We start from the raw sequence: 2496 nt of genomic DNA on the forward strand, positions 1-2496 counted from the left end.
TGACGCCGGAGCGGCTGGACACCGTGCTGCGGCCGAAGGCCGATGCGGCCTGGCACCTGCACGAGCTCACCGCGGACCGTGATCTGGCCGAGTTCATCGTGTTCTCCTCGGTGGCGGGCACGATCGGTGCCCCGGGGCAGGGCAATTACGCGGCGGCCAACTCGTTCCTCGACGCGCTGGCACGGCATCGTCGCGCGGCAGGGTTGCCCGGTCTGTCGCTCGCCTGGGGCGCGTGGGCTCAGGACAGCGGGATGACCGGCACCTTGAGCGCCGCCGACATCGAGCGGATGGCCCGGGCAGGCATGCCGCCGCTCGCTCCGGAGCAGGGTCTCGCCCTGTTCGAGGCGGCGATCGGTTCCGGAGAGCCGGTCGTGGCCCCGGTCCGTCTGGATCTGTCGGTGCTGCGCGCGCAGCCCGAGATTCCGCCACTGCTCCGCAAACTGGTGCGAGGCAGGCGCCGTTCCGCCGCCGGGAAGTCGGCGATGGCCAACACGTTGCTGCGGCGGCTGGCCCCGCTGGGGGCGGCCGAACGCGTCGAGGTCCTGGTGGACCTGGTACGCACCGAGGCGGCGATGGTACTCGGCCATGTCTCGCCCGACACGGTGGAGGTGCGGCGGGAGTTCCGCGAACTGGGCTTCGACAGCCTCACCGCCGTCGAACTGCGTAACCGGCTGAACGCCGCCACCGGGTTGCGGCTGCCCGCCACGCTGGTGTTCGACTACCCGACGCCGACTGTGCTGGCGGAGTTCCTGCTGGCCGAACTGCTGGACGAGCACGCCGACGTGGCGGTTCCCATCGAGACCCGGCCGGTGGCCGAGGACCCGATCGTGATCGTGGGCATGGCGTGCCGGTATCCGGGTGGAGTCGCCTCTCCGGAGGACCTGTGGCGGCTGGTCACCGAGGGCGCGGACGCGATCTCGCCCTTCCCGACCACGCGCGGCTGGGACCTGGGGGCCTTCTACGACCTGGACCGCGAACGCCGGGGCACCAGCTACGTCCGCGAAGGCGGCTTCCTGCACGAGGCGGGGGAGTTCGACCCCGCGTTCTTCGGCATCTCGCCCAACGAGGCGCTGGCGATGGACCCGCAGCAGCGGCTGCTGCTGGAGGCGTCCTGGGAGGCGATCGAGCGGTCCGGGATCGATCCGGTGTCGCTGCGCGGCAGCCGTACCGGCGTGTTCGCCGGGATGATGTACCACGACTACGCGAACAGCGTGGCGTTCCCGCCGGAAGTGATGGGCTTCGTCGGCACCGGCAGCGCGGGCAGCGTCGCGACCGGCCGCCTGTCGTACACGCTGGAGCTGGAGGGCCCGGCGGTGACGGTGGACACCGCCTGCTCGTCCTCGCTGGTGGCGATACACCTGGCGGCGCAGGCGCTCCGCTCGGGCGAGTGCTCCCTGGCGCTGGCCGGTGGCGTGACCGTGATGGCCAACCCCGGGCCGTTCATCGATTTCAGCGCCCAGGGCGGGCTGGCCGCCGACGGCCGGTGCAAGTCCTACTCCGACGCGGCCGACGGGGTGATCTGGTCCGAGGGCGTGGGCGTGCTGGTGCTGGAGCGGCTGTCGGACGCCCGCCGCAACGGCCACCAGGTGCTCGCGGTCGTGCGCGGCTCCGCGGTCAACCAGGACGGAGCCTCCAATGGGCTGACCGCGCCGAATGGTCCGTCGCAGCAGCGGGTGATCCGCCAGGCGCTGGCCGGGGCGGGGCTTTCGGTGTCGGAGGTGGACGCGGTCGAAGGGCACGGCACCGGTACGACGCTGGGTGACCCGATCGAGGCCCAGGCGCTGATGGCGACCTATGGTCAGGATCGGGACGAGGATCGGCCGCTGTTGCTGGGGTCGGTCAAGTCGAACATCGGTCACACGCAGGCGGCTGCCGGTGTGGCGGGCGTGATCAAGATGGTCATGGCGATGCGGCACGGGGTGCTGCCCAAGACGTTGCACGTGGACGCGCCGTCGTCGCATGTGGACTGGAGCGAGGGCGCGGTCGAGCTGCTGACCGAGCCGGTGGAGTGGCCCGAGGTCGGCCGTCCGCGCCGGGCGGCTGTGTCGTCGTTCGGGATCAGCGGCACCAACGCCCACGTCATCCTGGAACAAGGGCCGGAAGCGCCCGAGGGAGAAGAGGCTCCGCAGGACCGGGCACCGGGTGTGGTGCCGTGGGTGGTGTCGGCCAAGACGGGGCAGGCGTTGCGCGCGCAGGCCGGGCGGCTGGCGTCGCACCTGGACGGCGATCTCGATCCGGTGGACGTGGGGCTGTCGCTGGTCACGACGCGGTCGGTGTTCGAGCACCGTGCGGTGGTGGTCGGCCGGGATCGCGATGAGTCGCTGGCCGGTCTCGGCGTGGTCGCCTCGGGCGAGGCCACGGCCGGTCATGTGGTCGCGGGTGTGGCCGATGTCGCCGGTAGGTCGGTGTGGGTGTTCCCGGGTCAGGGTGCGCAGTGGGCCGGGATGGGCGCGGCGCTGCTTGAGGAGTCGGCGATCTTCGCGGGCCGGATGGCGG

General features: G+C 72.0%; 1 protein-coding gene. It reads left to right on the top strand.

What is annotated here, in order from left to right:
• Positions 1-2496, top strand: a 2496-nt coding sequence (locus AB0J58_RS44630; protein WP_364227849.1) for a beta-ketoacyl synthase N-terminal-like domain-containing protein, incomplete at both ends; no start/stop codon positions are given.

This window comes from Streptosporangium sp. NPDC049644, assembly GCF_040675205.1.
GTDB lineage: Bacteria > Actinomycetota > Actinomycetes > Streptosporangiales > Streptosporangiaceae > Streptosporangium > Streptosporangium fukuiense.